This is a genomic window from Actinoallomurus sp. CA-142502 (assembly GCF_050936355.1).
Lineage (GTDB): Bacteria > Actinomycetota > Actinomycetes > Streptosporangiales > Streptosporangiaceae > Actinoallomurus > Actinoallomurus iriomotensis.
Genome location: NZ_JBNJMY010000001.1, coordinates 5,829,624 through 5,855,543, shown reverse-complemented (window position 1 = coordinate 5,855,543; position 25,920 = coordinate 5,829,624). Strand labels below are relative to the sequence as shown.

Genomic DNA, 25,920 nt, shown 5'->3' with positions numbered 1-25,920 from the left:
TCGGATCACAGCGTCAGGAGGCATCGTGAGCGAGGGAACCGAGGACACGGTGCCATGGATCATCTCCCCGACGCAGGAGGCCTCATGATTCCCGACTACGGCCGTGAGTTCGCCGGCAAGCGTGTGCTCATCACCGGGGCGGCGGGAGTGATCGGCCGGTGGACCGCCGAGGCCTTCCACGCCCAGGGCGCCGAGCTGCTGCTGTCCGACGCGCGGGTCGAACCCCTCGCCGAGCTCGGCGAGGCCCTCGGCGCGCACACCGCGGTCGCGGACCTGAGCAGAGCGGACGGCGTCGCCGCGCTGATCGCGGCCCTGGACGAGCGCTGGCGAACGGCCGACATCCTGATCAACAACGCCGGCGTCTACCCCCGTACGCCGCTGGCGACGACCGACCGGGCCGCGGTCGAGCGGATCCTCGACGTCAACGTGATCGCGCCGTACCAGCTCGCCCAGCACGTGATCGGCACCATGACCCGTGCGGGCGTGCGCGGCTGCGTCGTCAACCTCACCTCCGGCGCGGCGAAGCGCCCGACCCGTACCGGCGGGGTCTACGCCGCGAGCAAGGCCGCGCTGGAGATGCTCACCCGCTCGCTCGCCCTGGAGGCAGGCGAGGCGGGCGTCCGGGTCGTCGCCGTCGGCCCCGGCTTCGCGCCGGGCAGCGCGGTGAGCGAGCTGCCCGCCGACCACGTCGCGAAGATGCGGGCGGGCATCCCGCTGGGCCGTACCTCCGGACCACACGACGCGCCCGCGGCGATCCTGTGGCTGTGCTCCGGCGCGGCCTCGTTCGTCACCGGCACCACCCTCGACGTGGACGGCGGCCGTACCGCCGGCGACTTCGCCCCGGCGGCGAGGCAAGACGGGAGTGCGACATGACCTACCCATGGCCGGGCGGCGCGCGGGCCGCCGTGTGCTTCACGCTGGACTTCGACGGTGAGTCGCCGTACCTGTGGCGGACCCGGGACCGGCGCGACGACGCCGTCGGCGAGCTCGAACAGCGCCGGTACGGTCCGCGCCGGGGCGTGGCGAACCTGCTGTCGATGATGGACGACCTGGGCCTGCGGGCGACGGTGTTCGTGCCCGGCTGGATCGCCGCGACCTATCCCGAGCAGGTCGCCGAGGTCCACCGGCGGGGACACGAACTCGCGCTGCACGGCTGGTGCCACGAGCCGCCGACGAGCCTGACCGGCGACGAACTGCACGCCACCCTCGACCGGGCGATCCGCACGCTGGAGGAGGTCTCCGGCGAACGCCCGGTCGGCTACCGGTCGCCGAGCTGGGACATGACCGGCGGCGTCTTCCCGGTCCTGCGGGCGCTGGGCATCGGCTACGACAGCTCGCTGATGGGCGACGACCGCCCGTACGAGGTGGACGGCGTCGTGGAGGTGCCCGTCGACTGGGCCACCGACGACGCGCCGTACTACCGCTACGTGGGCGGCGACCCGCGCCCGCCGACGCCGACCGGCCCGGTGCGCGACGCCTGGGCCGCCGAGATCGCCGCCGCCAAGAGACACGGCACGCTTTGCATGATCACCGTGCATCCGTGGCTGTCCGGCCGTCCCGCACGCGTCGCGGCCCTGGAGGAGCTGCTCGCGCCGGTCGTCGCCGACGCCGAGCTGTGCACCCCGACCGTACGGGACCTGGCCGCGCACCACCGGGCCCAGCACGGCGGGCGCACGGTCACCCTCGACCGGCTCGATCGGCCCGCCCATGACTGAGCCCGCGACGTTCTTGAGGATCCGCGACCTGCGGATCGGCTTCGGCTCCGGGCACGAGGCCGTACGCGGCGTCGACCTGAGCGCCGAGCGCGGCGAGACGGTCGCGCTCGTGGGGGAGTCCGGCTGCGGCAAGAGCCTCACCGCGCTCGCGCTGCTGGGCCTGCTGCCCCCGGGAGCGAGCGCGACCGGCTCGGCGGTGCTGGACGGCACCGAGCTGGTCGGCCGGGACGAGCGCGCGCTGCGGCGGATCCGCGGCGCCCGCGCGGGCATGGTGTTCCAGGACCCGATGAGCTCGCTCAACCCCACCACGCCGGTCGGCGCCCAGATCGCCGAGGTGCTGGCCATCCACACGCGGATGAGCCGGTCGGCGCGGCGCCGGCGGGCGGTCGAGCTGATGGAGTCGGTGGGCATCCCCGACGCCGCCGCGCGGGCGCGGCAGATGCCGCACCAGCTGTCCGGCGGGATGCGCCAGCGGGTGATGATCTCCATCGCGCTGGCCGGCCGCCCGGACCTGCTCATCGCCGACGAGCCCACCACCGCGCTGGACGTGACCGTGCAGGCCCAGGTGCTCGCGCTGCTGCGCGAGCGCGCCCGCGACACGGTCCTGCTGTTCATCACCCATGACATGGGCGTGGTCGCCGAGATCGCCGACCGGGTCGCGGTGATGTACGCGGGCCGGATCGTCGAGACCGGCCCGGTCCGCGCCGTGCTCGACGCTCCGCGCCACCCGTACACCGCGGCGCTGCTGCGGTCCGTGCCCGACCCCGACCGCCCGGTCGCGGGCGAGCTGCCGACCATCCCCGGCCAGGTGCCGGCGGCAGGCGAGCGCATCGAGGGCTGCCCGTTCCGTCCCCGCTGCGCGCGGGCCACCGACCGGTGCCTGACCCCGCCGGACCTGACCCCGGACGAGACGGGCGGCAGCGTCGCCTGCTGGCATCCGCACGAGCTCACGGAGGCGGCGTCATGAGGGAACGCGTCAGAAGGCCCGCACCGAGGAGGGCGCACCAGTGACCGATCATCTCGTGGTGGCCGAGGGCCTGGTCAAGCACTATCCCGTACGCGGACGCGGCACGCTCGCCGCGGTGGACGGCGTCGACCTGCGCGTCGAGCGCGGCACCACGCTGGCGCTCGTCGGCGAGTCCGGCTGCGGCAAGTCCACGACCGGCCGGCTGCTGCTCGCGCTCGAACGTCCCGACGCCGGCCGGGTCACCGTGGCCGGCCAGGAGGTGCACGCGCTGGGCCGGCGTGACCTGCGTGCGCTGCGCCGCACGATGCAGCCGGTCTTCCAGGACCCCTACGACGCGCTCAACGCCCGGATGACCGTCGAGCGGATCGTCGCCGAGCCGCTGCGGGTGCACCACGCCGGCGGCGACGTCCCGGCCCGGGTGCGTGAGCTGCTGGCGACGGTGAGCCTCGACCCGGCGCTCGCGAGCCGGTACCCGCACGAGCTGTCCGGCGGCCAGCGTCAGCGGGTGGCGATCGCCCGCGCCATCGCGCTCGACCCGGCCTTCGTCGTCTGCGACGAGCCGGTGTCCGCGCTCGACGTGTCGGTTCAGGCCCAGGTGGTGAACCTGCTGCGGCGGTTGCAGGACGAGCGCGGCATCACGTACCTGTTCATCAGCCACGACCTGGCGCTCGTACGCCACCTGGCCCAGCGGGTCGCGGTGATGTACCTCGGCCGGATCGTCGAGGAGGGACCGGCCGGCGAGCTGTTCGCCGACCCGCGCCACCCGTACACACGGCTGCTGCTCGCCGCCGCCCCGCGCCCGCGCGTACGGGACCGGGACCCGGCGCCGGTCGCGGTCGCGGGGGAGACGCCGGGCGCGCTGAGCCGGGGCCGCGGCTGCGCGTTCGCGCCGCGCTGCCCGCTCGCCACCGGGCTGTGCCGCACCGACGACCCGCCGCTGCGCGCACTGCCCGGCACGGAGCGCAAGGCGGCCTGCCACTACGCCGAGTCGTCGCGGGCCGGTGCGGCGTGAGCCTTCCGGACGGCCTCACGATCACCCGGGACGCGTACGGGATCCCCTCGATCGACGCGGAGTCCGAGCCGCTCGCCTGGTTCGGTCTGGGCTGGGCGGCGGCGGAGGACCGCCTGTGGCAGCTGGAGTACGACCGGAGGCGGGCGCGCGGGCGGTGGGCCGAGGTGGTGGGGGCGGCGGCGCTGCCGGCCGACCGGCTGGCCCGGCGCCTCCGGCTGACCGACGCGGCGGAACGGGACCTGACCGCCATGGACCCGGGCACCGCCGCGACGTTCGAGCGGTACGCGGACGGGGTCAACGCGTGCGTCCGCGCGTCCGGGCCGCCGCCGGAGTACGCGATCGCCGGGATCGCGTGGAAGGAGTGGACGCCCCGCGACTCGGTGCTGGCGTTCAAGATCCGCCACGTGCTGATGGGCGTCTGGCAGTACAAGGTCGCCCGCGCCGTACTGCGCGCGCGGGCGGGACGCCGGGCGGCCGACGTCCTCGACCCCCGGCCGCTGCCCGGCATGCGGGTGACGGTGCCGCCGCTGGGCCGCATCCCGCGCGAGGACCCGCGGGTGGCACTGGCCGAGCGTGCCCGCGAGGACGTCGAGAGCGCCGCCGCGCACCTCGGCTTCCTGGCGGAGGCCGAAGGGGGGTCCAACGCGTGGGCGATCGGCGCCGGGCGTACGAGGACGGGCCGGCCGCTGCTGGTCAACGACTCCCATCGCGCCCTCGACACGCCGAACGCCTACTGGCAGGCGCACGTGCGCTGCCCGGAGTTCACCGTGTCGGGCGCCACCTTCCCCGGCCTGCCCGGCTTCCCGCACTTCGGGCACAACGGCCGGGTCGGCTGGGCGATCACCAACGCCGCCGGCGACGCGCAGGACCTCTACGTCGAGCACTTCCGCCGTGAGGGTACGGAGGTGCGCACGGCGACCGGCTGGGAACCCGCGCCGGCCCGCGAGGAGCGGATCGCCGTACGGGGCGGCGAGGACCACGTCGAGCCGTGCCGCGTGACGCCGAACGGCCCCGTCGTGCACGGCGACCCGGCGAGCGGCGCCGCGCTCTCGCTGCGCTGGACCGCGACGGACCGGCCGTGCGCCCAGTTCGGCGTGCTCCGGCGGATGCTGGTGGCCGCCGACGTGCGCACGCTGCTGGACGGGCAGGAGGGCTGGGTCGACCCGCTGAACAACCTGGTCGCCGCCGACACCGGCGGGCACATCGGCTACCTGCTGCGCGGCGAACTGCCCGCGCGGGACGGCCTGGCGCCGACCCAGGTCCCGGTGCCCGGCTGGGAGCGGCGACATGCCTGGCGCGGACGCGTGCCGTTCACCGAGATGCCGCGGGTCGAGGACCCGCCCGAGGGCATCATCGTGACCGCGAACAACACCGTGACCGCCACGGAACGCCCGTTCGTGTCCCACTCGATGAACGACTGCTACCGCTCCGAACGAATCCACGAACTCGCCGCGTCGGCGAACTCCGGCCCTGGGCGGCTCGGCGCCGATGACATGGTGGGCTGGCAGGGGGACACGGTCTCGGTCGCGGCGCGGCAGTGGGCGGAGCTGCTCGCCGGGCGCGGGCCGTACGCGGGGGCGGCCGAGCGGGCCCGTGCGCTTCTCGCCGCCGGTGGTGGGGACCTCAGCGCCACGAGTACCGTCGGCCTGGTGCACGCCTGTTTCCGCCGCGCGCTGGCGCGGCGCCTGCTGGATCGCGAGCTCGGCGCGGGCACGCGCTCGTGGCTGATGGACTCCGGTCTGCCCGGAGTGCCGGTGCTGCTGCGCCGCTGGTTCGCCGCGCTCACCTGGCCGCGCCCGGAGGACGGCGCGTGGCCGGCCGCCTCGCTCGGCGACGACCTGCTCACCGAGGCGCTCGACGCGGCCTGGCGGCAGGCGTGCGGGGACGCGGAGTCCCCGAAGCCCTGGGGCGAGGTGCACCGTACGGCCGCCCGGCACACGCTGCACACGGTCGCCGGGCCCGGTCTCGACCCTCCGCCGGCCGGCATCGGCGGTGACAACGAGACCATCCAGAACGGCGCGTACGGCTGGAGAGAGGGCACGCCGTTCCACATCACGAACCTGTCGGTGTACCGGCAGGTGCTCGACCTCGCCGACCTGGACGGGTCCGCCTGGGTGATCCCGGGCGGAGCCTCCGGCCGGCCCGGCGACCGGCACTACGCCGACCAGCTGGAGCCCTGGACGCGGCACCGCCTCGTGCCGATGCGCCCCGCCTGGGGGACCGGTGACTGAAGCGCCCCCGGAGCTGAACAGCCTGGTCCGCTCCGCGTACGAGGCCGTGCGCCAGGCCGTGCTCGAACGCCGGCTGCTGCCCGGCGAGCGCGTCACCGTACGCCCGTTCGCCGAGCGGCTCGGCATCTCGCCGACCCCCGTCAAGGCGGCGCTCGCCATCCTCGAACGCGAGGGGTTCCTCGTCGCGCGCAAGCACTCGGGGTACTTCGTCGCCGAGATGACCGCCGCCGACATGCGCGACATCTACGAGCTGCGGTCGGCGATCGACGCCCTCGCGGCCCGGCACATCGCGCGCACCCGGCCCGCCGGCCTGCTCGACCGGCTCCACGAGCTGATCGAGGGCCAGCGGACCGCGCTGGAGGCCGGCGAGGTGGAGACGTACGCCGAACTGGACCGGGAGTTCCACGCGCTCATCTGGCGCGGCTCGGCCAACCGGCGCCTGACCGCCATCGCCGACCTGCTGACCGCCCAGCTGCGGCTCGGGCACAACCTCACCACCGCCGTGCCGGGGCGTCCGCGGGCGAGCCTGGACGAGCACGTGGAGATCGTGGACGCGCTCCGGTCCGGCGACACCGCCGCCGCCGAGCAGGCCGCCCGACGGCACGTCGCCCAGGTCATCCGTGCTCTGGAGAAGGTACTGCCCGAGCAGGGCACGTCGCCCTTCTGACGGGCCCGTCTCAGCGCCCCACGCCCGGACGACGCCTCGCCACGTCGGCCGGGATCCGGCCGGCCCTCCACCGCTCGCTACGGACGAGGGCTTCGGCCCTCGCCCTCTCTCACCAGGCGAACGCCTCCGGAGAGGGGCCGGGGCCGGGGAAGATCTCGTCCACGCCGTCGAGGAACTCCTGCGGCAGTTCCAGCTCCACCGCCCGCAGCGCCGAGTCGAGCTGCTCCCGCGTACGAGGGCCGACGATCGGCCCGGTCACCGCGGGCCGGGTGAGCAGCCACGCGAGAGTGGCCTCTCCGGGCGCTACGTCGTGCTTGTCGCACAGATCCTCGTACGCCTGAATCCGCGCCCGCTCGTCGGGGTCGGCCAGGGCGTCGGCCGCGCGCCCGGACGTCGAGCGCCGGCCCTCCTGTTCCTTGCGCAGGACGCCGCCGAGCAGGCCGCCGTGCAGCGGGGACCAGGGGATCACTCCCAGGCCGTACGCCTCGGCGGCCGGGATGACCTCCATCTCCGCCCGCCGCTCGGCCGGGTTGTACAGGCACTGCTCGCTGACGAGCCCAAGCGAGCCGCGCCGCGCCGCCGTCTCGTTCGCCCGGGCGATGTTCCAGCCGGGGAAGTTGGAGGAGCCGACGTAGAGGATCTTGCCCTGCTGGACCAGGACGTCCATCGCCTGCCAGATCTCGTCCCAGGGCGTGTTCCGGTCGATGTGGTGGAACTGGTAGAGGTCGATGCGATCGGTGCCGAGCCGCCGGAGGGAGGCGTCGACGGCCCGGCGGATGTTGACCGCGGAGAGCCGGTCGTGGTTCGGCCAGGCGTCGCCGTCCGCGGCCATGTTCCCGTAGACCTTCGTGGCCAGGACCGTCTTGTCACGCCGGCCGCCGCCCTGGGCGAACCAGGTGCCGATGATCTCCTCGGTGCGTCCCTTGTTCTCGCCCCAGCCGTAGACGTTCGCGGTGTCGAAGAAGTTGACGCCCGCGTCGAGCGCCGCGTCCATGATCGCGTGGGCGTCGGGTTCGTCGGTCAGCGGCCCGAAGTTCATCGTGCCGAGCACCAGCCGGCTCACCTTGAGGCCGGTCCGTCCGAGTTGCGTGTAGTCCATGACCGCCCAGCCAATCAGTTCGAGCGGCCATCGGCACACTTGGCCTGCCGGAAAAAATGAAGTGAGCTGAAAGTTTGGAGTCGGTTATAGTTTCGCTCATGGAAGAGGGGCTGCGAGAGCGGAAGAAGCGTCAGACGCGGCAGCGGATCTCCGACGTGGCCACCGGCCTGTTCGTCGAGCGAGGCTTCGAGAACGTCACGATCACCGAGGTCGCCGCCATGGCGGACGTGTCCGTCAACACCGTCTACAACTACTTCGACGCCAAGGAGGAACTCGTTCTGCCTCCGGACGAGGCGTCGCCGCAGCGGCTCGCCGACATCGTGCGGCAGCGGGCACCCGGCGAGTCCGCCGCGCGGGCGGTGCTGGCGCGGCTCCGGGATGAGGTGCGTCGTCGCGACCGCAAGCTGGGGCTGACCGAGGGGTTCGGCCGCGTCTTCCAGATGATGCGGGCCGCGCCCACCCTGCTCGCCCGGCTGGACGAGCTGGGCCGGCAGATGACCGAGGCCCTCGCCGCCGTGCTCGCCGCGGAGACCGCAGCGGCGCCGGACGACCCGCGACCGCGTGTCGTGGCGGCCCAGATCGGCTGGTTCCACGCGCTGGTCTTCGCCGAGATCGGCGAGCGCGTCACCGCCGGGCAGGGCCCCGACGAGATCGCCACGGCGGTGCTCGAACTTCTAGACACCGTCGAGGAACTGCTCGGCCAACGCCTGCTCGCCTACGCCGTACGAGAGGACCGGCCGTGTTCAGAGTGACGATTCGTGGCACGTTCGGCGAACTGAACGACGCCGACGTGCTCACCGGCGGCGACGCCTTCGCGGCCGCCTTCACCGAGGCGGGCACCTTCACCGGTGACCGCGGCCTCTCGGCGTTCACCTTCCGTTGCCAGGTGCCGGCCGGTCCCGAGGACGGCGAGACGGAGGCCACCGAGCGGGCCGTCGCGGCGCTGGACGCGTACGGATACCCCTACCGGATCCTCCGGGTGGCGGTGACCGACATGCGCGACATCAAGATCCGCCGGAAGGGCCGGCGGCGTTACGAGGAGAGGGACGAGGCGTGACCCCGGTCGGCGATCAGGGCCGCCCGCCTCAGGGGAGCGGCAGCTCCCGCTGGAAGACGACGCGGTCGACGGCGGGGCCGTCGTAGTCGGCGACCGGGCCGGTGGCCGTGAAGCCCATCGCCGTGTGGAAGGCGATGGACCGCTGGTTCACGGGGGACGTGATCGCCTTGACCTTCGTACGGCCCTCGGCCACGGCGAGGTCGAAGAACCGCTGGTAGAGGTCCCGGGCCAGCCCGCCACGACGAGCACGCGGCGCGACGCCGACGAAGTGGATGTAGGCCGAGTCGGGCAGCGAGGGAGAGAGCAGTCCGATGAGGAACCCGGCCAGCCCGTCGCCGTCTTCGGCCACCAGGCTGGTGCGGTGGAAGTGGTCCAGGAACAGCCGGGGCAGGCTCGCACTGATCGGCCGGCCCCACCAGTCGTCCACCACCCCGACGATGCGGTCGTAGTCGTCAGGTTCCGCGGGTCGCGGACGCGGGCTCTCGCTCATGACCGGGATCATTCCAGAGGCCGCTCGCGGACGGCGGGACGGTCAGGGGGTCGCCTGCCCGAGCGCCAGCAGGTTCCCCTCGCTGTCGCGGAAGAACGCGCCGCGCTCGCCGCGTCCCTTGCTGGGGTAGTTGCCGGGGACGGTCACGATGTCGCCCTCGACGTTGAAGTGGGGGACATCGACCGCCTCGAACCGCAGTCCGCGCGCCCGTAGCTCGGCGACGACCCGGTCGAGATCGTCCACCTCGAAGCCGATCTGCGTTGAGGTGCCCGAGGCGGAGCCGGACGAGAGGAAGAGGTGGAACTCGGTCGTCCCGCACACGTAGCGGAGACCGCCCTCGCGCTCCTCGACCGCCTCAAGGCCGAGGCGGTCGCGGTAGAACCGCCGCGCTCGGTCGAGATCCTGGACGGGGAGCTTGGTGATGGCATGTGCGGTGTCGAGCGGCCCGGCCATGGCCTGCTCCATTCACAGTAGGCACCGATGAGTGACGGTGGAGATCATCTCGCATCGGCGGTGCGGCGGGGTGTAGAACGTTCCGATGAATATTGGTGCGGGGGGACGCCTCACGGTGGTCCTCTTCCATTCGATGTTCGGGCTGCGGCCGGTGGAGCTGAGCGCGGCTGAGCGCCTGCGCGCCGCCGGTCACCATGTCGTCACACCCGACCTCTTCGCCGGCGAGGTCGCGGGCGGCGTGCCGGCCCTGGAGGACGGGTTCGCGCTCATGGAGCGGATCGGCTGGGAGACGATCGTGGCGCGTGCGCGCGCCGCCGTCCGGGACCTGCCTCCCAGTACGGTTCTCGGCGGGTTCTCGATGGGAGTGGGCGTGGTGGGCACCCTCTGGCCGGACAGGCCCACGGCGGCCGGCGTGTTCCTCCTCCACGCGACCGCTTCCGTGCCCCCGGGCGTTCCCGCCGGCACGCCTGTCGAGGCTCACGTCGCCGACGGCGACCGGTTCGCCCCGCCCGAGCAGATGGCCGCCCTCCGGGCCAGCGCGGAACACGCGGGCGCTGAGCTCTTGCTGCACACCTATCCCGGCGCCGGTCACTTCTACACCGACCCGAGTCTGCCCGACCACGACCCCGTCGCCGCCGACCGCACTTGGCGACACGTGGACGGACTGCTCGAGAAGGCGCGCCACCGCGTGTCAGATCTCGCTTAGCGACCGCGTACTCCCCTCACGTTTCCCGGGTGACCTGCTCTGGTTGCTTGTCCGGGCGGAGGCCGCGCCAGCTGGGATGCCTTAGGTGGCCGTCGCCGGTCCACTCGGTGAAGGCGACCTCGCCGACGAGTTCGGGTTCGGTCCAGTGCGCGGTACGGGCCACCGGGCCCGGCACGGTGGTGTCGAAGGGGCTGTCGGGGTGCTCCAGCGGATGCAGGCGATCGGCGAGTTCGTGGAGGTTCGTCTCGGTGAAGCCGGTGCCGACGTTGCCGACGTACCTGAGGCCGTGGTCGTCGTAGACGCCGAGGATCAAGGATCCGATCATGTCGGCCCGGCGGCCTTCGCCGGGTGTCCAGCCGGCCACGACGACCTCCTGGTGGCGGACGTTCTTGACCTTGATCCAGGGGCCCCGGCGGCCGGGCAGGTAGCGGGAGGTCAGGGGCTTGGCGACGACCCCTTCCAGGCCCTGCTCGATGCTGGCGGCCAGGACGGCATCGCCGCCTCCCCGCCACCACGGCGGTGTGAAGACCGGGTCGGTGTTGAGGTCGAGCTCCTCCAGTGCCCGGCGGCGGGCCGTGTAGGGCTCGGCCAGGAGCGACCGGTCGCCGCGATGGAGCAGGTCGAAGACGTAGTAGGCGACCGGTGTGGAGCGGACCAGACGGTCGGTCGGCCGTTGGACGTGCATCCGGGACTGCAGCAGGCCGAAGTCGGGACGCCCGTCGCGCAGCGCGACGATCTCGCCGTCCAGCACCACCGGCTCGTGGACCATCCCCGTGAGCGCCCGGAGCTCGGGGTAGGACCGGGCCATGTCCTTGTCGTTGCGGGAGATCAGCTCCAGCCCGTCCGCCCGTACGTAGGCGACGGCGCGCACCCCGTCCCACTTCAGCTCGAACGCCCAGTTGTCGTCGTCGTGGGGGAGCGCGGGCCGGAGCGCGGCCATCATCGCCGGTATGCGCCTTGGTAGTTCGCTCATGATCAGACCTCTGAACTGGACCACTACCCAGTTCGCGGGCGCTCCACCGACGTTTTCGCGGAAGGATGCGGGTTCCTCCGAGCGTGACGGTGGTGATCATGCAGCCACGTAGTCGATGGCCTCGCTGCTGAGGCTATGTGGCGCCTGCCATGCGCCGGCGGGTGCGTTCGGGGGCGGACGGGGGCAGGGTGGCGAGGACGTCGGCGAGCGAGGTCGCGGCGAGGCTGCGCCGCCAGGCCTCATGCGCGTCCGCCATCTTCTCGGCGAGGACGCAGGTGTTCCGGCACTCCTCGGGAGACAGCGCCCCGCGTCCCTGTTGGCGGATCTCCCGGCACTCGTACGGCGAGGCGGCGCCGTCGACCGCCTCGACGATGTCCAGAAGCGTGATCTCGGAGGCGGGGCGGGCCAGCCGGAACCCGCCTCGGGGGCCCGTCGTCGCCGCCAGCGCGCCGCTCCTGACCAGCGCCTGGAGTTGCTTGGCCAGATAGGCCGCCGGCAGGTCGTAGTACTGCGCGAGCTGGGCCGCCGACGCGGTGGTGCCCGGGTCGAGCTGGGCCAGCGTCGTGGCGCAGTGCAGAAGCCATTCGGTGCTCACGGGCAACTTCATGATCCTGAGCTTATCGGAGATATTGCGGATCTTTTTAGTCCGAGATAGCGTCAGGTCTCGGACTGAGAGACGAGGAGAGATCATCATGCGAATCGCCGTCGCCGGTGCGACCGGCAACATCGGAGCGCTCACCGTCGCCGCGCTCCAGCGGGCCGGCCACGACGTCGTCCGCGTCAGCCGCTCCCTCGGCGTCGACCTGGTGACCGGTACGGGCCTCGACGCGGCCCTGGCCGGTGTCGAGGCCGTCGTCGACGCGACGAACGCCACGTCGGCCGACCCTGAGGCGACGGTGGACTTCTTCCGTACCGCCACGCGGAACCTGCTCGCCGCCGAGGAACGCGCCGGGGCCCGCCACCACGTGCTGCTGTCGATCGCCGGGATCCACCGGGTCGAGGGCAACGCGCACTACGCCGGCAAGCGAGAGCAGGAGCGCCTGGTCGCCGCGGGTCCGGTGCCGTGGACGATCGTCCCGGCCACACAGTTCCACGACTTCGCCGCGACGGTGGCGAGCTGGACCGAGCGGGACGGCGTGGCCACGATCGCGCCGCTGCTCATCCAGCCGGTCGCGCCCGAGGACGTCGCCGCCATCCTCGCCGAGGTCGCCACCGGCACGCCGCAGGGGCGCCATCCCGACGTCGCGGGACCCGAGCCGCAGGACCTGGTGGACATGGCCCGGCGCACCCACCAGGCGCGCGGCCGCACGGTGAAGCTCGTGCCGACGTGGACGGGCCTGTTCGGCCCGGACATGGCCGGCAACGCGCTCCTGCCCGGCGAGGACGCCCACATCGCCCCGACCACCTTCGACGAGTGGCTCGCGACCCGCTGAAGAGGCCGGCACGGCCGGATCCGGGGCCCCGGCGACGCCCGTCTCGGTGCCCTGCCGGCCGGTACGAGCCCACGTGCGGTGACGGGTGGTGCCCGCCCGGGGAGGCCGTCCCCGGCGGTACGGCGAGACGTGAGCGTTGGCGCCGTACTCGGGGCTACCTCCATCTTGCGGTGCCCTGGGGCCCGCACGGGCCCGCGTGCGGCGGTGGCCGTCGCGGTGCTGTCCTCGGCCGGGGTCAGGCTCGGTGTACGACGGTGCCGGCCGCGGTCAGGCGGGCGGTCTCCTCGTCCGGGGCCGCGGTGTCGGTGACGACCGCGTGCAGGGCGGAGACCGGGGCGACGTGGGCCAGGGCGGTACGGGTCAGCTTGGCGGCCTCGGTCACCGCGATGACACGGCGGGACGAGGCGATCGCGGCGCGCTTGACCGCGGCGTCGTCGAGGTCGTAGGCGGTCAGGCCGTTGGCGGCGTTCAGGCCGCAGCAGCCGATGACCGCCGTGTCGAAGCGCAGGGCGGCCAGTGACGCCTCGGTCAGCGGTCCGGCCAGCGCCAGCTCGGCCGGCCGGGGCCGGCCGCCGGGCACCAGCAGCGTCACCTCGGGGGCGCCGCTCAGGACGTTGACCGCGTGCAGGGACAGTGGCATCACGGTCACGCGCCGTCCTTCGAGGGCCCGCGCCACCTCCAGGCAGGTGGTTCCGCTGTCCAGGACGACGGACTCGCCGTCGGCGATGAGCGCGGCGGCCTCGGCGGCGATGCGCCGCTTGGCCTCCAGGCCCTCCTGGGACCGCAGCGCGAAGGGCGGCCCCTCGCCGCGCAGCACCAGGCTTCGCGCCCCGCCGCGGTACCGCTGGAGCACGCCCTGGGCGGCCAGGACCTCCAGGTCGCGCCGGATGGTCATCTCCGAGGCGCCGGTGAGCCGGGCCAGCTCCGCGACGCCGACGCTGCCCGCCTCGCAGACGGCCTCGGTGATCTGTCTCAGTCGGTCCGTACCGGTCATGACACCCATTGAACACAGTCAGCGCGCGAAAAACAGGCTTACGAACAAAAAAGTTGTTCGTTATGTTCGCAGCATGGAGAGATCGCTGCGAGCCGGCCGGCTGGCCACGTTCGCCTACTTCGTCCTGAACGGCTTCCTGATGGGCATGTGGGTGGTCCACATCCCCAGCGTCGAGCACCGGGTGGGCGTCGACCACGCCGTGCTCGGCTGGCTCCTGCTGGTGCTCGGCGCGGGGGCCTTCGCCGGGATGCAGGTCTCCGGCCCGCTCACCGACCGTTTCGGGGCCCGTGCGGTCGTACCGCTGAGCGCCTGCCTCGCCGCCGCGTCCGTGGTCCTGCCCGGCCTGGCGACGAACGCCGGGACGCTCGCCGCGGCGCTGGTCGTGTACGGCTTCGGCACCGGCGCCATGGACGTCTCCATGAACGCGCACGCCGTCCAGGTCGAGCGCGAGTACCCGCGGCCCGTCATGTCCGCCTTCCACGCCGCCTACTCGGTCGGCGGCGTCTTCGCCTCGCTCGTCGGCGCCCGCACGCTGAGCTGGGGCTGGAGCCCGGCGGCGTCGCTCGGCGCGGTCGCCGTCCTCGGCCTGGCCGTCACCGCGCTCGCGGCCCCGGCGCTGCTGCGGGCCGAACCCCGCGCCCCGGAGGAGGCCGCGCCCGTACGGCCGCGGCGCCGGACGCCGCGGCACATCTGGGCGCTGGCCGCGCTCGCCCTGATGATCATGTTGTGTGAGGGCGTCGCGAACGACTGGAGCGTGCTGCACCTGCGGAACGTGCTGGACGCGCCCGCCTCCACGGCCGCGTTCGCGTACGGCGCCTTCTCCGCGGCCATGACCGCGGGCCGCCTGGTCGCCGACCGGGTGACCGCGCGCATCGGCCCGGCGGCCGTGCTCCGCCGTGGCGCGGCCGTGGCCGCGCTCGGCCTGACCGTCGCGGCGCTCTCGCCCTGGGTCCCGCTGGCCCTGGCGGGCTGGGCGGTGTTCGGGGCCGGGCTGTCCGGCTGCGTCCCCCAGCTCTTCAGCGCCGCCGGCCACGCCGATCAGGACGCCGCCGCCACCAACGTCTCCCGCGTCGCCGGGCTCGGCTACCTCGGCATGCTCGCCGGCCCGGCGGTCATCGGGCCGCTGACGCGCCTCGTGCCGCTCAACGTCACGTTCTTCCTGCCCGTGGCGTTCTGCGTCACCGCCGCCGTCACGGCCGGCGTCCTGCGCCCCCGGCACGAGCCCGCCCCGCACCGCGAGGCCGAGACGGTGAATCCGTGACCGTGCGGTACCCGGATCGTCGGCGGGCGTGCGCTGGGACCGGCCGAGCCGCCGCGCCACGTGGCACGCGTACGTACCGGGTCCCTGGCGCAAGCCTTTGAGTCCGTTCTTCATCGCGAGCATCACCCGGGCGCTCGCGCCGGCGGATCCCGAACCTGAGCGGTGCCACCGCGAGCCGGTCGTCGAGGTCCAGGTCGTCGGCGTGCCGGAGGGCGGATACGGGGTGTTCGGCCGGGTCGTCGGCGAGACGGCGCTCATCGAGATGATCACCGAGGCCAGACCGACACTCCGGTGCCGGACGATCCCGAGGCGCTCATCGACCCGGTGTACGGCATGGTCGCCGGCGACATGGTGGCCACCCTGGAACACGACGGCACGACCCACGGGTTCTGCAGCCTCGGGTGCCGCCGCCACGTCGCCGGCGAACCGGCCGAGGAGGCGGCCCGCTGACGCCCGTCCGGGCCGCGTGAGGTGTTCAGGACGGGCGGGTGCCGGTGACGACGGTGGCGTGCTCCTCCTCCGAGGTGACCACGCGGGGGAGCAGCCCGGCGTCGTCGAAGGCCGCGGCCGCGAGCGGCGCCTGGCGTTCGCTCGTCTCCACCAGCAGGTGGCCGCCGGGGATGAGCCAGGCGGGCGCCTCGGCCGCCGCGCGCCGTACGAGGTCGAGGCCGTCGGCGCCGCCGTCGAGGGCGACCCGCGCCTCGTGCTCGCGTGCCTCCGCGGGCAGCAGCGCCACCTCCCCGGTGGGCACGTACGGGACGTTCGCGGCCAGGACGCCGACGCGCCCTCGCAGCTCGGCGGGCAGCGGCTCGTACAGGTCGCCCTCGTGGACGTGGCCCGTGCCCGCGAGGTTGCGCCGGGCGCAGCGCACCGCGGCCGGATCGACGTCGGCGGCGTGCAGTTCGACCGGTGCCAGCTCTGTCGCCAGCGCGAGGCCCACCGCGCCCGAGCCGCAGCACAGGTCCACCACGACGAGCGGCCGGGACACCTCGCTCGCCAGCGCGACGGCCCGGCGGACGAGGAACTCGGTGCGGCGGCGGGGCACGAAGACCCCGGCGTCGACGGCGACGCGCAGGCCGCAGAACTCCGCCCAGCCGAGTACGTGCTCGAGCGGCAGCCCGGAGGCCCGGCGTTCCACCATGGCGGTGAGGTGATCCGGCGTGCGGGCGGCGGAGACGAGCAGCCGCGCCTCGTCCTCGGCGAAGACGCAGCCGGCGGCGCGCAGCCTGGTGACGACGGAGGCGGGGGACAGGGGTGAAGTCATGAGAACGCCTTTCGATGCTGAGGGCGCCCTCGTGTCACCTATCCGAGGCGAGTCGACGAAGAAGAGAGCGCCCGGCCTGTGATGGCGGTAATGGGGCTCACCTCCTCGGTCGCCGGAGACCGCAACATTACCGGACCCGGCCGTGGAGCGGCACGAGCCGGCTCCGGCGACTAGGCTGGCGCAATTCATGATCTTTACGACATTTCGGAGGAGGGCGTGTGGTGACGGGTGTCGGGGACGGCGGGGGGACGACTCATGCCGAAGGGCGAGTGCCACAGGGGGTCGACATCACCCGGCCGAGCATCGCCCGGGTCTATGACTACCTCCTCGGCGGAAAGGACAACTTCACCCCGGACCGCGAGGTCGGCGACAGGATCAAGAAGGCCCTGCCCGAGGTCCACCTGGGCGTGCGCGCCCAGCGGATGGTGCTGGGCCGGGCGATCCGCTACATGGTCGGTGAGGCCGGCATCCGCCAGTTGGTCGACATCGGCTCCGGGCTGCCCACCGCCGGGAACGTGCACGAGGTCGCCCGGAGCATCGCCCCGGAGACCCGCGTGATCTACGTCGACAACGACCCGATCGTGCTGGCGCACGCCCGCGCGCTGCTGGCCGGCAGCTCCGGCGTGGCCGTGGTCGACCGGGACCTGCGCGAGCCCGAGCGGCTGCTGGAGGCGCCGGAGGTGCGCGTCGAGATCGACTTCGACCGGCCCGTCGGGCTGCTGCTCTGCGGCATCGTCCACTACGTCAGCGACGAGGAGGACCCGGCCGGCCTCATCGCCCGCCTGATCGCCGCGCTCCCGTCCGGCAGCCACGTGTTCCTCCACCACCTGGTCGAGGCCGGCACGCCCGGTGAGAAGGCCGCCGAGACCGCGATGCGCCAGGGCATCGGCCGTGGCTTCTTCCGCACCCCCGACCAGGTCCGCGGGTTCCTCCACGGCCTTGAGCTGGTCGAGCCGGGGCTGGTGCGCGTCCCCGACTGGCGCCCCAACGGCACCGAGGACTCCGCGGAGGAACACCCCGTGCTGCGGCTCGCCGTCGCCGCCGTCGGCCGCAAGCCCTGAGACCAAGCCCTGAGACGACGGCACCGCCCCGCGACCGGGACGGTGCCGCTCACCGATGCCTCAGCGCGCGCCGAGGGCCGGGTCGCTCGTGCTGGGGCGGCCCGTCTCCACGTGACCGGCCAGGCGGCGCAGGAACGTCCGGTCCTGGTCGGAGGTGACCGTCAGGTCGTACCAGCCGTGGCTGACGCGTGTCCGCGCGTCGTGCGTCGCGCTGCCGCCGGGGCGGATCCGGTACTCCGACGCGTGCCCGCCGGCGTCCTCGACCGTCAGCCGGACGATCGTGTTCCCGCCGTTCGTCAGCACGAGCCGCACCCGCTCGCCCGCGCCGTCGTGGCGCGCGGACACCTCCGGGCCCGCCGTGCCGGGTCCGCGCAGCCGTCGCAGGAACCCGTTCGGGCCGTGCACGGCGACGTCGTACGCGCCCGGCACCCACTCGCCGGACAGCCGCCGGCCGGCCCCGGCGGTGAAGGTCCACGGCCCGTCCGCGTGCGTCGCCGACGTCACGTGGAAGCTCGCTCCGGTCGCGCCGCGGCTGGCGAAGTCGATCCGCAGGCCGCCGGAGACGACGCGGCCGTCGGCGGCCAGGTCGTACGGCAGCGGCCGGGCGGGACGCAGGCCGGGCTCCTGTCTCGGCAGCGCCGGCTTCGGCGGGAGCTTGGGCACGTAGTCGTCGTGCCGGTCGCGGTCCGGCGGCGTGTAGCGGCTGGTGTCGGGTAGCCGGGGCACCCGCGTGGCGGTACGCCCGAAGTCGAACGCCGAGGTCAGGTCGCCGCACACCGCACGCCGCCAGGGCGAGATGTTCGGCTCGCGCACACCGAAGCGCCGCTCCATGAACCGGATGATCGACGTGTGGTCGAACACCTCCGAGTCGACCCAGCCGCCCTTGCTCCACGGCGACACGACGAACATCGGCACCCGCTGGCCCAGGCCGTACGGCCCGGCGGCGTCGCCGCCTCCGGCCGGCGGTTCGTACCGCTCCCCGGTGAGGTCCACGGTCGAGCGGGCCGGGTCCGCGGGGGCGTACGGGGGCACGACGTGGTCGAAGAAGCCGTCGTTCTCGTCGTAGCAGATGAACAGCGCGGTCCGGCTCCACACCTCGGGGTCGGCGGTCAGTGTGTCGAGGATCCGCGACAGGTACCAGGCGCCGTAGTTGGCCGGCCAGTTCGGGTGCTCGGTGAACGCCTCGGGCGCGACGATCCAGGAGATCTGCGGGAGCCTCCCGTTCGTCACGTCGGCCTTGAGGATCTCGAAGAGGTCCTGGCCGCCCTTGGCGTTCGTGCCGGTGCGGGCCTTGTCGTACAGCGGGTCGCCCGGCTTCGCGCCGCGGTACTGGTCGAAGTAGAGCAGCGAGTTGTCGCCGTAGTTGCCGATGTAGGCGTCCTGGGTCCAGCCCCACGAGCCCGCGGCGTCGAGGCCGTCGCCGGCGTCCTGGTAGATCTTCCAGGAGATCCCGGCCTGTTCGAGCCGCTCGGGATAGGTCGTCCAGGAGTAGCCCAGCTCGTCGTTGCCCAGGACCGGTCCGCCGCCCCTGCCGTCGTTGCCGGTGTAGCCGCTCCACATGTAGTAGCGGTTCGGGTCGGTCGGCCCGAGCAGCGAGCAGTGGTAGGCGTCGCAGATCGTGAACGCGTCCGCCAGCGCGTAGTGGAACGGGATGTCCTCGCGCGTGAAGTACGCCATCGTCGTGGCGGTCTTGGCCGGGATCCACCGGTCGTAGCGGCCCTGGTTCAGCGCGGCGTGCCCGCCGTTCCAGCTGTGGTCCAGGTCCTGCAGGAACACCATGCCGAGGTCGTCGACCTCAGGGCGGAAGGGCAGCACGTCGCGCGTCCCGTCGGACTGGTACCAGACCGGCCTGCCGCTCGGCAGGGTCACCGGGTGCGGGTCGCCGAAGCCGCGTACGCCGCGGAGCGTGCCGAAGTAGTGGTCGAAGGAGCGGTTCTCCTGCATGAGGACGACGATGTGCTCGACGTCGCGCAGCGTGCCGGTACGGCGGTTCGCGGGAATCTCGGCGGCGCGGGCGATGCTGGTGGAGAGCGCGGACGCCGCGGCGGTGCCGCCCGCCAGTCGCATGAATCTTCGCCGGTTGATGCCGGTCATGGCAGCCTGCCTCAGAAATCGACTCGGTGGGGCGTGTCAGTGCTCTCAGGCGCCCGGCAACGACGCGCGGCAGCCGGGGAAACGGGCGGGAAAGGCTGGACCAACCTTGATCGTGAGGGCATAGGAGGATGGGACCCGTGCGACCTATCACGCTTTCTGGCAACATGCCGCGTTCGTTCTACCGGGGCGCCGGGCGCATCGACCGCTTCCGCGGCGACCCGCCGAAGGCCGACCCGTACCACCCGGAGGACTGGATCGGGTCGGTCACCGCGCGCGCCGGCGCGGCGCCCGCCGGCCTGAGCACGCTGCCGGACGGGCGATCCCTCGCCGAGGCGATCGCCGCGGACCCCGAGCGGTGGCTCGGCCCGGAGCACGTCGCCGCGCACGGGGCCGATCCGGCGATCCTGGTCAAGCTCCTCGACGCGGGCGAGCGGCTGCCGCTGCACGTCCACCCGGACCGCGCGTTCGCGCGCACGCACCTGGCCTCGCCGTACGGCAAGACGGAGGCGTGGATCATCGTCGACGCGGCGCCGGACGCCGCCGTCCACCTCGGGTTCGCGCGGGACGTGGCCCCGGAGGAACTCGCGGGCTGGGTCGGCGGGCAGCGGGTGGCCGAGATGCTGGCCGCGACGAACCGCGTCCCCGTACGGCCCGGCGACGCCGTCGTCTGCCCGGCGGGCGTGCCGCACGCGATCGGCGAGGGCATCCTGCTCGTCGAGGTCCAGGAGCCGACCGACTTCTCGCTCCTGCTGGAGTGGGAGGGCTACGACATCGAGCCCGAGGCGGGTCACCTCGGGCTCGGGTTCGACCAGGCGCTGGGCTGCGTCGACCGCGCCTCCTGGGACACCGGCCGGATCGAGGACCTGCGCCGGACCCGCCGCGCCGGCCGCGGCGTGCGCCCCGGCGTCGACCGGCTGTTCCCCGAGGCCGCGGACGCCTTCTTCGCCGCCGAGCGCCTGCGGCCCGACCCGGTCGGCGTGCTGGACCCGGCCTTCTCGGTCGTCGTGGTCGTCGAGGGCGCGGGCACGCTGGAGTCCGCGCACGCCGAACCGGTCGACGTGCGCGCCGGTCACACGCTGCTGGTCCCGTACGCCTCCGGCGAGTGCGTGCTGCGCGGCGAGGTCACCGCGATCCGCTGCCGCCCGCCGGTGTGACCGCGCCTCAGGCCACCTGCCACACGTGCAGGAGGCGGTCGTGGCTGGTCATGACCGGCCGCCAGGCCGGCGGCACCGTCGGCAGGACGGCGCGCGCGGCGTCGCCGCAGCGCGGGCAGGCGTCGCTGCCGACGCTGTAGACGACCACGTAGTCGCCCGACGGCGGCCGGGCCGAGGCGGTCATCGGACGCATGTTCCCGCGCCAGACCCGGTGCCCCGTCGAGGTCACGAAGTAGATCGGCAGGATCCGGAAGAGCTTGGCGTCCACCCACACCGTCCGCGCCTGCGATCGGGCCAGCCAGGAGCGGAACTCCGGCAGCGCGTCCGAGCGGACCCGGTCCGACCCGGCCCAGCCCGGCATGCCGGGCCGGCCGACGACGGCGAACGCGGCCGTGGCCACCGCGACGCACGAGACGACCGCGCCGGCCGCGAGCGCACCCCGCCGGCCGGCCGGCCGCAGCGCGCGGACGGCGACCCACAGCGCGGCGACGCCGCCCAGCACGAATGCCGGGAAGATCGGATACCAGTAGCGCAGCAGTTGCAGCCGCAGCTTCGGGTGCGCGGGGTTCAGCACCCCGCCCTCCAGCGTGAGCGGCACCCACAGCAGCATCAGCCACAGCGCGAACACCCCCACCCGGCGTTCGGGCAGCGTCGAGGTGCGGCGCACCAGGCGGACGACGACGTACATCCCGGCGGCGAGCGTCAGCGCGAGCAGCAGCAGCATTCCGGGCGCCTCGGCCAGGTGGCCGAGCTGCTGGGGGAGCCGCCACAGGTACACCCACAGCGGCAGGTTGTGGAACGTCCTGGCGACCTCCGGGCGCGAGGGCAGGTCGCCGAGGCCCGACCCCGCGTGCAACCGGGCGAGCGGGTCGCCGTACAGGTGGGCGTTGAGCGCGGTCTCGCCGATCCCGGTGAGGGCCACCGGCACGAGCCCCCACAGCCACTCCCACCGCCCGATCCGCCGCCACAGCAGCGCGGGCACCAGCGGCCAGACGAACACGATGAACTCGCGCGTGAGGTAGCTCCACCCCATCAGCACGCCGATGACGACGAGCCAGAGCCGCCGCCACGGCAGCAGTCCCTCGCGCACCGCGATCGTCAGCGCCACGGCCGCCGTGAACAGCGCCGTCGCGGGCAGGTCCGGCAGCAGCTCGGTGCCCGCCACGACGACGATCCCCACGCAGCCGAGCACGCCCGCCGAGAGGACGCCGACGAGACGCCCGAACAGCATGCAGCCGATCGCGTACACCGAGGCGAACAGCAGCAGCGCCGCCGCCACGGGGAACGCGTGGTAGGTCACTTCGGAGTACCCGAACACCTTCATGACCAGCGCCGTCGGCCCGGTCAGGCCGATGCGCAGGTACTGGTGGTCGAAGATCGGGTCCTTCGGCCGGGACGGGAACGACCGGGCCGCGTCCATGTAGCGGCTGTGGTCGACCGGCTGCGGCACGGACAGGTCGCACAGCAGCAGCACGGCGTAGAGCAGCGTCAGGACGGCGCCGAGGACGACCGCGGGACGCCACGAGGACGTCCCGCGCCGCTCGGTGACCGGCTCGGAGGCGGTGTCGAGCATCAGAACAGCACGTTCTCCCCGGCCGGACCGTGGAACGCCACGCGGCCGTGCCGCATCAGCTCCGCGTCGCTCACCTTCCAGGTGTGCGCCTCACGGTCGCCGCGCACGGACACGAAGTTGAAGCGGTCACCGGAGTAGATCCCGACACCCTCGGCCTGCGCACGCCGCAACAGGTCGCTGTCGACCGCGCGCGGCAGGTCGGAGAAGCGCAGCTTCCGCATCGCGTCGCCGTCGGCCAGGATCGTGCCGCCCTGGATGAGTTCGGCCTCGGTGTGCTCCAGGTGCGGGAAGCGCAGCAGCGTGACGCCGTGCGTGCGCATCTCGCAGTAGTGCGCGCCCTTCCCGACCAGGCCCGCCGTCGTGTAGTCGAAGGCGTACGCCAGGTCGCTCAGGTAGTGACGTCCGTAGAGGTTGTCGTCGTCCATCTTGGCCAGGTACGCGCCGTCGGCGGCGTCGATGCCGAGATTGAGGATCGCGCCGAGCGTCAGCGAGGAGTCGGCGGACAGCACGACGACGTTCTCCAGCCCGGCGGCCCGCGCCCGCGCCTCCACGCCGTCCGCCGGGATGCCGTGCAGCACGAGGACGAGCTGGAGCGGCCGGTGGTCCTGCGCGGCGACCTGGGCGATGGCGTGGTCGATCTGGTCGGGCCGGTTGGTCGGCAGGATCACCGAGATGGAGCGTTCGCGGCGGGGCGCGGACACCCCGGCGGCGGTCAGCACGGTCTCGGCCCGGTGGCCGTACAGGTGCTTGGCGAAGACCTCCCGCATGGCCAGGTGACCGACGCGGTCGCGCAGGTCGGCGTCCTTCATCAGCTCGACCAGCGCCTCGGTGGTCTGCCGGGGCGCGGAGGAGAGCCGTACGAGGTCGCCGAAGACGTTCTCCAGCGCGCGGGAGTGCCCCGACACGACCGGCGTGGCGCACGCGGACAGCTCGAACACCCGGCGGGCGCACATCGTCGGCGACTCGGTCACCGAGTTGACGTTCAGGAAGATCTTGTACGCCTTGTAGGCCGCGAGCATCCGCTCGTACGGGAGCGAGCCGACGATGTGGTCGGCGTACTGCGGCGGGAACGCGAAGTCCGGGTCGTCGGAGATCCGGCTGTAGATGTGCAGGTCGAACTCGCGCGCCGGACCGAGGATCGTGTCCATCTGCGCGGCACGCTCGGGGTACTTCTTCGCGTGGTACGTCCCGGCGAACGCGACCTCGTGCTTGCGCCCGCCCGGCACCGCGACCGGGTTGTGGATGCGCGGCTGGGCGCCGAACGACAGCAGCGCGACGCGGTCGTGACCGACCGCCTCCACGTAGCGCGGGATGCAGTCGGCGTCCACGGTGAACACGTGGTCGAACAGCTTGGCCGTCTCGATGAAACGGTCGAAGTTCGGCGGGTCCTCCTTGTTCCAGAAGACCGTCGGGATGCCCTGCTCCCCGCACCAGGCGACCAGGTCGCGCACCGGCTGTTTGGGCGCGCCGGCCGCGCTCATCATCGTGGCCCACCGGCCGCTGTTGCCGTGCCAGGCCGACTCGGCGAACAGCATCGACGGACGTTCGCGTTCGAGCACCTCCCGCCAGTCGTCCGGGCCGAAGGTGATCTGCTCCCACTCGTACCGGAAGGCGCCGGTGGAGAACACGTCGAGGATGACCGCGACCTTGATGTCGCGCGCCACCGGCCCGTCCGGGACGGCCACCTCGGGGATGTTGATCGCCGAGTAGTGGCCCGACAGGTCCGGTGAGCCCGCCGTCGTCTCCGGCTTGGGCTCGTCCAGGCGCGGCGCGGCCTTCAGGGCGGTGGCGACGCTCCTGGGCAGTTTCAGCGCCTGCGAGGGACGCTTGGCGCTCCACAGCGCCTCGCCGAGCCGCCACCACTTGCGCGACTTGGCCGACTTCAGCTGCCAGGTGACGTACTCGGTGCGGTAGGACTGGTGCGCCAGACGCGCCTCGAGGTTCTTCATCCGCGCGTTGACCTGCTCGTACCGCGCGATGGCGATGTCGTAGCGGCGCATCCGCTCCTTCTCGTCCTGCACCGCCTCCTGGATCGCGACCAGCGCCCGCTCCATGAGGGGCTGGGACTCGACGATCAGCCGGTCCGGGTCGGCCATCGCCCCCGGCCGCGAGACCGTCCGCAGGTACCGGTCGACGATGTCGAGGTCCTCGACGGTGAAGTGCGGCGCGAGCAGGCGCACCAGAGAGGCCACGTAGAACGTGGCGTAGTGGTCGTGGTGGCGGCTCAGCCCGAACGGCGTGGTGAGCACGAGTCGGCCCCGCGGCCGCAGCACGCGGGCCGCCTCGGCGAGCAGGGGGGAGGCGTCGGGGGAGTGTTCGACGATCTCGCCCATGATGACGGTGTCGAATGACGCGTCGGGAAATTCGAGTGCGTTTCCGTCGGCGAGCCGGAAGTCGAGCCTCGCCTGGACGTCCTCGGGTTCGCCGTCGCGTTCCGCCTTCGCGTATTCGACGCGGTCGGCCTGGATGTCCACCCCGATGACGGTCAGCCCCCGCCGGGCGCACAGAATCGAGGCGATGCCCTGCGAACAACCGATGTCCAGGACGTCTCCGGTGGCCTGCCCGACGAGCCAGTCGATACGATCACGAGCGACCTGCTGGGTGCTTTCGGCCCAGATCTCGCCCTTGTAGACCTCGGAGATGCGATCGGAATTAGCCATTGAGCCTCTTGTCGTCGGATGTGGCCCAGCGACGCTAGCCGTGTTCGGCGAACGGACGGTGTCCAGCAGGAGACGCCGGAGTATCGACGGGGAAGAAGGTGGGCACATGGACGTCATCAGGGCGGGCGTACCGGTGATCGCACCCGGCCTTCTCGCCGCCGGCGGCTAGATGGCATCTCCGCATCCGCCGGAGACGGTGCTCGGCTGGGTACGCGACGTGGTCGGCGGGCGTATCTCCTCGATCCGCTCGATGGGCGTCGGCTCGACCACCCTGCACGCCATCGACGCCGGCGAGCCCCCGCGGCGGCTCGTCGTCCGCCGCTTCCACGACACCGGGCGGCTGCGCTCCGACCCCTGGTACGTCCCGGCCAACGAGGCGGCCGTGCTCGAACTGCTCGACGACACCGAGGTGCCCGCGCCGCGCCTGCTCGCCGCCGACCCGTACGGGCGGATCTGCGACGTTCCGGCGTTGCTGACCACGCGGGTGCCCGGCCGCCCCGCCGTACGGCCGTGGGACATGGCGGGCTTCCTCACCGCGATGGCACAGGCGATGGCACGTGTCCACGAGGTGCCGCTCGACACCGCGCTGCCCCCGTACGCCCCGTACCACGACCCCGCCGTACAGGGGGAGCGGCGCCCGCCGGAGTGGTCGGCCAGCCCCGATCTGTGGGAGCGCGTGTTCGCCGCCCTGGCGCAGGCCGCGCCGGAGACGCCGACGGGGTTCATCCACCGCGACTTCCATCCGGGCCAGACGGTGTGGTCCGGCGACCGGCTGACCGGCATCGTCGACTGGACCACCGGCAGCCACGGGCCGTACGGCATCGACCTGGCGCGGATGCGGCTCAACCTGGCGGCCGAGTACGGCGTGGAGGTGGCCGCGCAGTATCAGCAGATCTACCGGGAGGCGTCCGGCCGGGACCTGCGGCACCCGTACTGGGACCTCACCGACGCGGCCGACGCGATCATGGACATGCCGTTGCCGCGCACGCAGGAGGTCGCCGACCGCTACGGGCGCTTCGAGCACTGGGTCGCCATCGCGCTGTCGGAGCTCTGACG

Annotated in this window: 25 protein-coding genes; 15 read left to right on the top strand and 10 right to left on the bottom strand. The window is 73.1% G+C overall.

Translation table 11 applies throughout. The features are described from left to right. The first annotated feature begins 84 nt into the window (after positions 1-84). From ACQEV1_RS27925 to ACQEV1_RS27900, 6 genes are read left to right on the top strand one after another with little or no spacing between them, the layout of a single operon-like run. Complete coding sequence (locus tag ACQEV1_RS27925) at positions 85-873, top strand: SDR family NAD(P)-dependent oxidoreductase (protein ID WP_433397203.1); 789 nt, start codon at positions 85-87, stop codon at positions 871-873. Beyond that, positions 870-1,715 carry a polysaccharide deacetylase family protein gene (locus ACQEV1_RS27920; protein WP_433397201.1) on the top strand — a complete coding sequence of 282 codons (846 nt, stop codon included), beginning with the start codon at positions 870-872 and terminating at the stop codon, positions 1,713-1,715. Before ACQEV1_RS27925 ends, ACQEV1_RS27920 begins: the two co-directional genes overlap by 4 nt. Further along, the gene (locus tag ACQEV1_RS27915) at positions 1,708-2,682 is read left to right on the top strand and encodes an ABC transporter ATP-binding protein (RefSeq protein WP_285623651.1); all 975 of its coding nucleotides are present in this window, start codon (positions 1,708-1,710) and stop codon (positions 2,680-2,682) included. Before ACQEV1_RS27920 ends, ACQEV1_RS27915 begins: the two co-directional genes overlap by 8 nt. Positions 2,683-2,722: 40 nt before the next feature. Further along, entirely contained in the window at positions 2,723-3,694 is a 972-nt protein-coding gene (locus ACQEV1_RS27910; RefSeq protein WP_285623653.1) for an ABC transporter ATP-binding protein, read from the top strand. Beyond that, positions 3,691-5,925 (top strand): penicillin acylase family protein, encoded by a 2,235-nt coding sequence (locus ACQEV1_RS27905; protein ID WP_433397198.1) that lies wholly within the window; start codon positions 3,691-3,693, stop codon positions 5,923-5,925. Before ACQEV1_RS27910 ends, ACQEV1_RS27905 begins: the two co-directional genes overlap by 4 nt. Then, positions 5,918-6,592 carry a GntR family transcriptional regulator gene (locus ACQEV1_RS27900; protein WP_433397196.1) on the top strand — a complete coding sequence of 225 codons (675 nt, stop codon included), beginning with the start codon at positions 5,918-5,920 and terminating at the stop codon, positions 6,590-6,592. Before ACQEV1_RS27905 ends, ACQEV1_RS27900 begins: the two co-directional genes overlap by 8 nt. A 109-nt stretch (positions 6,593-6,701) precedes the next feature. Here the strand turns inward: ACQEV1_RS27900 and ACQEV1_RS27895 are convergent, their stop codons facing one another. After that, positions 6,702-7,691, bottom strand: coding sequence for an aldo/keto reductase (locus ACQEV1_RS27895; RefSeq protein WP_285576161.1), 990 nt, complete (start codon positions 7,689-7,691; stop codon positions 6,702-6,704). Between the two features lie 98 nt (positions 7,692-7,789). Here ACQEV1_RS27895 and ACQEV1_RS27890 point away from each other — a divergent pair, with 98 nt between their 5' ends. Both ACQEV1_RS27890 and ACQEV1_RS27885 read left to right on the top strand, forming a co-directional pair. After that, positions 7,790-8,443, top strand: a complete 654-nt coding sequence (locus ACQEV1_RS27890; protein WP_433397193.1) for a TetR/AcrR family transcriptional regulator — start codon at positions 7,790-7,792, stop codon at positions 8,441-8,443. Then, on the top strand, positions 8,431-8,748 hold the full coding sequence (locus tag ACQEV1_RS27885) for a DUF6204 family protein (protein WP_433397191.1): 318 nt from the start codon (positions 8,431-8,433) through the stop codon (positions 8,746-8,748). The genes ACQEV1_RS27890 and ACQEV1_RS27885 overlap by 13 nt, the downstream gene beginning before the upstream one ends. A 28-nt stretch (positions 8,749-8,776) precedes the next feature. Here ACQEV1_RS27885 and ACQEV1_RS27880 read toward each other — a convergent pair whose 3' ends face one another. Both ACQEV1_RS27880 and ACQEV1_RS27875 read right to left on the bottom strand, forming a co-directional pair. After that, complete coding sequence (locus ACQEV1_RS27880; protein ID WP_433397190.1) at positions 8,777-9,238, bottom strand: N-acetyltransferase family protein; 462 nt, start codon at positions 9,236-9,238, stop codon at positions 8,777-8,779. 42 nt (positions 9,239-9,280) lie between these two features. Next, entirely contained in the window at positions 9,281-9,691 is a 411-nt protein-coding gene (locus ACQEV1_RS27875) for a VOC family protein (protein ID WP_285576153.1), read from the bottom strand. Between the two features lie 115 nt (positions 9,692-9,806). Here ACQEV1_RS27875 and ACQEV1_RS27870 point away from each other — a divergent pair, with 115 nt between their 5' ends. Next, a complete protein-coding gene (locus tag ACQEV1_RS27870) occupies positions 9,807-10,397 on the top strand; it encodes a dienelactone hydrolase family protein (protein ID WP_433397188.1) in 591 nt (196 codons plus the stop codon). Between the two features lie 16 nt (positions 10,398-10,413). Here the strand turns inward: ACQEV1_RS27870 and ligD are convergent, their stop codons facing one another. Both ligD and ACQEV1_RS27860 read right to left on the bottom strand, forming a co-directional pair. Beyond that, on the bottom strand, positions 10,414-11,370 hold the full coding sequence (gene ligD / locus ACQEV1_RS27865; RefSeq protein WP_433397186.1) for a non-homologous end-joining DNA ligase: 957 nt from the start codon (positions 11,368-11,370) through the stop codon (positions 10,414-10,416). Positions 11,371-11,503: 133 nt separating this feature from the next. Continuing rightward, the gene (locus ACQEV1_RS27860) at positions 11,504-11,977 is read right to left on the bottom strand and encodes an RrF2 family transcriptional regulator (RefSeq protein WP_285623669.1); all 474 of its coding nucleotides are present in this window, start codon (positions 11,975-11,977) and stop codon (positions 11,504-11,506) included. Positions 11,978-12,062: 85 nt separating this feature from the next. Here ACQEV1_RS27860 and ACQEV1_RS27855 point away from each other — a divergent pair, with 85 nt between their 5' ends. Then, on the top strand, positions 12,063-12,803 hold the full coding sequence (locus ACQEV1_RS27855) for an SDR family oxidoreductase (RefSeq protein WP_285623671.1): 741 nt from the start codon (positions 12,063-12,065) through the stop codon (positions 12,801-12,803). Positions 12,804-13,038: 235 nt separating this feature from the next. On the opposite strand, the gene ACQEV1_RS27850 is transcribed toward ACQEV1_RS27855, so the two are convergent. Continuing rightward, entirely contained in the window at positions 13,039-13,797 is a 759-nt protein-coding gene (locus ACQEV1_RS27850; RefSeq protein ID WP_285623674.1) for a DeoR/GlpR family DNA-binding transcription regulator, read from the bottom strand. A gap of 73 nt (positions 13,798-13,870) precedes the next feature. On the opposite strand from ACQEV1_RS27850, the gene ACQEV1_RS27845 reads away from it, so the two are divergent. Then, positions 13,871-15,058 (top strand): MFS transporter, encoded by a 1,188-nt coding sequence (locus tag ACQEV1_RS27845; RefSeq protein ID WP_433397182.1) that lies wholly within the window; start codon positions 13,871-13,873, stop codon positions 15,056-15,058. A gap of 291 nt (positions 15,059-15,349) precedes the next feature. Beyond that, positions 15,350-15,508 (top strand): hypothetical protein, encoded by a 159-nt coding sequence (locus tag ACQEV1_RS27840; protein ID WP_433397180.1) that lies wholly within the window; start codon positions 15,350-15,352, stop codon positions 15,506-15,508. Positions 15,509-15,533: 25 nt separating this feature from the next. On the opposite strand, the gene ACQEV1_RS27835 is transcribed toward ACQEV1_RS27840, so the two are convergent. Continuing rightward, the gene (locus tag ACQEV1_RS27835; RefSeq protein ID WP_433397178.1) at positions 15,534-16,322 is read right to left on the bottom strand and encodes a putative protein N(5)-glutamine methyltransferase; all 789 of its coding nucleotides are present in this window, start codon (positions 16,320-16,322) and stop codon (positions 15,534-15,536) included. Between the two features lie 269 nt (positions 16,323-16,591). Here ACQEV1_RS27835 and ACQEV1_RS27830 point away from each other — a divergent pair, with 269 nt between their 5' ends. After that, positions 16,592-17,383, top strand: coding sequence for an SAM-dependent methyltransferase (locus ACQEV1_RS27830; RefSeq protein WP_433397176.1), 792 nt, complete (start codon positions 16,592-16,594; stop codon positions 17,381-17,383). Between the two features lie 60 nt (positions 17,384-17,443). Here the strand turns inward: ACQEV1_RS27830 and ACQEV1_RS27825 are convergent, their stop codons facing one another. Next, complete coding sequence (locus tag ACQEV1_RS27825) at positions 17,444-19,477, bottom strand: phosphocholine-specific phospholipase C (protein ID WP_433397174.1); 2,034 nt, start codon at positions 19,475-19,477, stop codon at positions 17,444-17,446. A 137-nt stretch (positions 19,478-19,614) separates the two neighbouring features. Between ACQEV1_RS27825 and ACQEV1_RS27820 the strand changes: the two genes are divergently transcribed. After that, entirely contained in the window at positions 19,615-20,631 is a 1,017-nt protein-coding gene (locus ACQEV1_RS27820) for a class I mannose-6-phosphate isomerase (RefSeq protein ID WP_285623690.1), read from the top strand. A gap of 7 nt (positions 20,632-20,638) precedes the next feature. Here ACQEV1_RS27820 and ACQEV1_RS27815 read toward each other — a convergent pair whose 3' ends face one another. Then, positions 20,639-22,204, bottom strand: a complete 1,566-nt coding sequence (locus ACQEV1_RS27815; protein WP_433397171.1) for an ArnT family glycosyltransferase — start codon at positions 22,202-22,204, stop codon at positions 20,639-20,641. Continuing rightward, positions 22,204-24,864, bottom strand: coding sequence for a methyltransferase domain-containing protein (locus tag ACQEV1_RS27810; protein ID WP_433397169.1), 2,661 nt, complete (start codon positions 24,862-24,864; stop codon positions 22,204-22,206). The genes ACQEV1_RS27815 and ACQEV1_RS27810 overlap by 1 nt, the downstream gene beginning before the upstream one ends. A gap of 169 nt (positions 24,865-25,033) precedes the next feature. Between ACQEV1_RS27810 and ACQEV1_RS27805 the strand changes: the two genes are divergently transcribed. After that, a complete protein-coding gene (locus ACQEV1_RS27805) occupies positions 25,034-25,918 on the top strand; it encodes a phosphotransferase family protein (protein ID WP_285623695.1) in 885 nt (294 codons plus the stop codon). Positions 25,919-25,920: the final 2 nt, after the last annotated feature.